4 protein-coding genes are annotated in these 4,844 nt (G+C 63.3%); all 4 read left to right on the top strand.

The window, feature by feature from the left end:
* Positions 1-644, top strand: a 644-nt coding sequence (locus tag ACJWXQ_RS07110; protein WP_406672459.1) for an enoyl-CoA hydratase-related protein, incomplete at its 5' end; no start/stop codon positions are given.
* Between the two features lie 274 nt (positions 645-918).
* Positions 919-2,907 carry an acetyl/propionyl/methylcrotonyl-CoA carboxylase subunit alpha gene (locus tag ACJWXQ_RS07105; RefSeq protein WP_406672458.1) on the top strand — a complete coding sequence of 663 codons (1,989 nt, stop codon included), beginning with the start codon at positions 919-921 and terminating at the stop codon, positions 2,905-2,907.
* A gap of 288 nt (positions 2,908-3,195) precedes the next feature.
* On the top strand, positions 3,196-4,122 hold the full coding sequence (locus ACJWXQ_RS07100; RefSeq protein WP_346050417.1) for a hydroxymethylglutaryl-CoA lyase: 927 nt from the start codon (positions 3,196-3,198) through the stop codon (positions 4,120-4,122).
* 174 nt (positions 4,123-4,296) lie between these two features.
* Positions 4,297-4,844, top strand: a 548-nt coding sequence (locus ACJWXQ_RS07095) for an SDR family NAD(P)-dependent oxidoreductase (protein ID WP_406672457.1), incomplete at its 3' end; no start/stop codon positions are given.

The following is a 4,844-nucleotide window of genomic DNA, read 5'->3' as shown; positions in this document are numbered from 1 at the left end:
TGGTGGTGCTGACCGGCGAGGGCAAGTCCTTTTCCGCCGGGGCGGATCTCAACTGGATGCGCTCCATGGCGGAGTACAGCGAAGACGAGAACCTGGAAGACTCCCTGCGCCTGGCCGAACTGATGTGGACCCTGGACGGCCTGCAGAAGCCCACCGTGGCGCGCATCAATGGCTCGGTCTTCGGCGGTGGCGTGGGCCTGGTGGCGTGCTGTGACATCGCGGTGTCCGTGGCCGAGGCGAAATTTGCCCTGACCGAGGTTCGCCTGGGCCTGGTGCCCGCCGTCATCTCCCCCTTCGTGATCCGCGCCATCGGCACCCGCCAGGCACGCCGCTTCTTCATGACCGGCGAAGCCATGGACGCCGAGCTGGCGGAGAAAGTGAACCTGGTCCACGAAGTGGTGGCCGCCGATCAGCTGGATGAAGCGGTGACGGTGCACGTCAAGCGCCTGCTCAAGGGTGGCCCCAACGCCCTGCGCGCCAGCAAGGAGTTGATCGACAGCATCCACGGCCAGGGTATCTCCGCCCGGGAAGCGGCAAAGATGAAAACCTCCCGACTGATTGCCCAGCTCAGGGTGTCGGAGGAGGGCCAGGAGGGTCTGTCGGCGTTTCTGGAGAAGCGGGCTCCCAACTGGGTTGGGAAGTGAACAGTTCCCAGTGAACAGTCGGCCGTGCCTGCCGAAAGGCCTACTGTTTCCTGATAGGCAGCTGCCATGCTGCTCGCAATCTTAAGCAAATAACAGTGGGAGCAGCATTCCTGCCGCGACAGGAGGCATATAGAAGCCCTGATCGCGGCAGAAATGCCGCTCCCACAGTAGAACAGCGCCCCGCCCACTGTTCACTGGGAACTGGGAACTGTTCCCTTATCTTTACAAAGCCGGGGCAGCGAATACCGGCCCAATGACCTGAGGAAGGAAAACCATGTTCCGGAAAGTCCTCATAGCCAACCGCGGTGAAATCGCCTGCCGCGTCATGGATACCTGCCGGGATCTCGGCGTGAAAACGGTGGCGGTTTATTCCGATGCCGATGCCGGTGCCCGTCATGTGCGTCTGGCGGATGAGGCCGTGCACATCGGCCCGGCGGCCGCGGCCGAATCCTATCTCAATGCCGAGCGCATTCTTGAGGTGGCGAAGGAGACGGGCGCCGAGGCCGTGCACCCCGGTTATGGCTTCCTGTCCGAGAACACCGACTTTGCCCGAGCCTGCGACAAGGCCGGCATCGTCTTCATTGGTCCCAGGCCGGACAGCATCGACCAGATGGGTTCCAAGTCTGCCTCCAAGCACATCATGGAGAAAGCGGGTGTGCCGGTGGTGCCGGGGTATCACGGCGAGGACCAGAGCGACGAGACCCTGACCGCTGAAGCCGAGAAAATCGGCTACCCCTTGATGATCAAGGCCGTCTCCGGTGGCGGCGGCAAGGGCATGCGGGTGGTGCATGAGGCTGGCGAATTCAAGGCCGCGCTGGACGGCGCCCGCCGCGAGGGCAAATCCAGCTTCGGGGATGACCGGGTGCTGCTGGAGAAATTCATCCAGCAGCCACGGCATATCGAGTTCCAGGTCTTTGCCGACAGCCAGGGCAACACCATTCACCTGTTCGAGCGGGAATGCTCCCTGCAGCGCCGCTACCAGAAGATCGTGGAAGAGACCCCCTCCCCCGCCCTTGATGACAGCCTGCGGGCCAAGATGGGCGAAGCGGCGGTCAATGCCGCGAAAGCGGTGAGCTATGTCAATGCCGGCACGGTGGAGTTCATCATGGGGGCCGATGGCGGCTTCTACTTCATGGAGATGAACACCCGTCTGCAGGTGGAACATCCGGTGACCGAGATGACCACCGGCCTGGATCTGGTGGAATGGCAGCTGCGGGTGGCCGCCGGCGAGCCGCTGCCCCTGGACCAGGACGAGATCGAGCAGTTCGGCCATGCCTTCGAGGTGCGTCTCTACGCCGAGAAGGTGGCGGAAGGCTTTCTGCCCTCCACCGGTACGGTCCGGGGTTTCGACTGTCCCGATGACGAGGAAGGCGTGCGTCTGGACACCGGCGTCGAGCCCGGTGATGAAATCAGCATCCACTACGACCCCATGGTGGCCAAGCTGATCGTCTTTGACGAGGATCGCGAGCTCTCCCTGCGCCGCCTGCGGGAGACCCTGGCCCGCACCGCCGTGTTCGGTGTGGAGACCAATCTGTCCCTGCTGCGTGCCATCGCCGCCGATGAGCGCTTCGCCGCCGGCGACATGGACACCGGCATGGTGGATGAGCGCCTGGCCGACTGGACCACGATCCCGGCGCCCTCCACCGGCGTGCTGGCCGCGGCCGCCGTGTACCGGCAGATGGAACTGCAGCTGGACAACGAGGACGAGGAAGACCCTACCTCCCCCTGGACCCAGCCGGATGGCTGGCGCGTCTCGGGCGACGGCGGCCTGCGGGTGCGCCTGGCGGCGGCGGGCGAGGAACAGGATGTCTGGCTGCAGAGTGTGGGCCCCGAGCAGTGGGCCCTGAGCATCGGCGAGGACTCCCTGGCCGTGGAGCTGGTGGAAGTGGAGCCGGAGGCCCTGGTGCTGGCCATCGACGGCCATGTGCAGCGCTTTGATGTGCTGGCCGACGCGCAAGACCTGCAAATCACCGAGGCCGGCGTGAGCCATGTCCTGAAACGAATCGACCCCTATGCCGCCGCCGGTGGTGCCGCCGCCGACGAAGCCCATCCCGGCAGCCCCATGCCCGGCCGCATCGTTGCCGTGCATGTGAAGGAAGGCGACCGGGTGGAAACCGGCGACCCCATCCTGGTGCTGGAAGGCATGAAGATGGAATTCACCGTCAAGGCCGGCGTGGCCGGCACGGTTGAAAAGCTGAAATACGGCGAAGGCGACATGGTCGAAGCCGAAGTGCCTTTGGTTGATATTCAGGCTGACGCCTGAATATCAACCAAAGGAGTGAACAGTGAACAGTTCCCAGTGAACAGCTGGCCGCGCCAGCCGAGAGGCCTACTGTTTCCTGGCAGACAGTCGCCATGCTGCCAGCGGTACTAGCCGGATAACCGTGGGAGCGGCATTCCTGCCGCGACAGGAGGCTTATCGAAGCCCAGATCGCGGCAGGAATGCCGCTCCCGCAAAAGAACGGCCACATGCTCACTGTTCACTGGGAACTGGGAACTGTTCACTCAGAACGCTTCCCATAAGGCAGATGAACACAACGCGAGTACCCAAATGGCAAACTACCCCCAATCCGTGAAACTCGTCGAGGTGGGCCCCCGCGATGGCCTGCAGAACGAGGCCGAGCCGATACCCACGGCGACCAAGCGTGAGCTGATCCATCGCCTGGCCGGTGCCGGCCTGCCGGTGGTGGAAGCGACCAGTTTTGTCAGCCCAAAGTGGATTCCGCAGCTGGGCGATGCCGCCGAGCTGTTCCCGTCCATTGAGCGCAAGGCGGGTGTTCACTACCCCGTGCTGGTACCCAACATGAAGGGCATGGAGCGGGCGGTGGAAGCCGGGGTGGAGGAAGTTGCCGTATTCACCGCAGCCTCGGAAAGCTTCAACAAGAAGAACATCAATGCCTCCATTGCCGAATCCCTGGAACGCTTCGAGCCGGTCATGGCGCTGGCGCAGGAAAAGGGTATTCGGGTGCGGGGCTATGTCTCCTGTGTGCTGGGCTGCCCCTATGAAGGGCATATCAAGCCACAGGCCGTGGCGGAGGTCAGCGAAAAGCTGATGGAAATGGGCTGCTATGAGGTGTCCCTGGGCGACACCATCGGCTCCGGCACACCGCTCAAGGCACAGACCATGCTGGCCGCCGTGGCCCAACGCGTTGCCATGGACAGGCTGGCCATTCATTTCCACGATACCCGCGGCCAGGCGCTTGCCAACATCCAGGCCTGCCTGGAACTGGGGGTGGCCACGGTGGATGCCTCGGTGGCCGGTCTGGGTGGCTGTCCCTATGCCGACGGTGCCTCCGGCAACGTGGCCACTGAAGACGTGGTCTTCATGCTGGAAGGCATGGGCATCAACACCGGCGTGGACCTGGAAAAGCTCCACGCCACCGCCGTCTGGATCAGCCAGGAACTGGGCCGGGAGCCGGCCAGCAAGCTGGGGCGAATCCCGGTGGAGAAGGCCATCGCGCCTCTCGGCTGGAAATAAACCGAAAAGCACCTGTAGGAGCGAATTCATTCGCGATCAAGGCCATCGGGTACCACGGCAAGCTCAACGTGGAATCGCGGATAAATCCGCTCCCACGGCTTCTTTTATCGCGAATGAATTCGCTCCTACGGTAGATACACCTGTTTTGAATGCAATCCATCGAAGGAGAACACAATGAAATTCGAAAACCTGAATGCCGTCATCAGCGGCGGTGCCTCCGGGCTGGGTTTTGCCACGGCCAAGCGCTTTGTGGAAGCCGGCGGTTCGGTGGCGCTGCTGGACGTGAACGAGGAACAGGGTCAGGCCGCGGTGAAGGAACTGGGCGACAAGGCCATCTTCGTGCAGACCGATGTCACCTCGGAAGAGGCCGTGAACGGCGCGGTGGCCCAGGCGGTAGAGAAGTTTGGCCGCATTGATGTGGCCGTTGCCTGTGCCGGCATCATCGGCGCCGGCAAGGTGCTCTCCCGCAAGGGTCCCATGCCCAGTGATTTCTTCGCCAAGGTCATTTCCGTCAATCTCGTGGGCACCTTCAACCTGTTCAAGGCCGCTGCCGAGAAGATGGCCGAGAACGAGGCCCGCGAGGATGGCGAGCGCGGTCTGCTGGTAAGCACCGCCTCCGTGGCTGCCTTCGAGGGCCAGATCGGCCAGGCCGCCTACTCCGCCTCCAAGGGCGGCGTGTCCTCCATGATGCTGCCCATGGCCCGCGAATTCTCGAAGATCGG

Source organism: Natronospira sp., assembly GCF_007134575.1.
GTDB classification, from domain to species: Bacteria; Pseudomonadota; Gammaproteobacteria; order Natronospirales; family Natronospiraceae; genus Natronospira; species Natronospira elongata.
The sequence above is the reverse complement of the archived record's forward strand: the minus strand, read 5'-3'. Positions and strand labels throughout refer to the sequence as shown.

Coding starts and splice junctions, on each gene's coding strand:
- ACJWXQ_RS07105 (WP_406672458.1), top strand. CDS start 919: ATGTTCCGGAAAGTCCTCATAGCCAACCGCGGTGAAATCGCCTGCCGC.
- ACJWXQ_RS07100 (WP_346050417.1), top strand. CDS start 3,196: ATGGCAAACTACCCCCAATCCGTGAAACTCGTCGAGGTGGGCCCCCGC.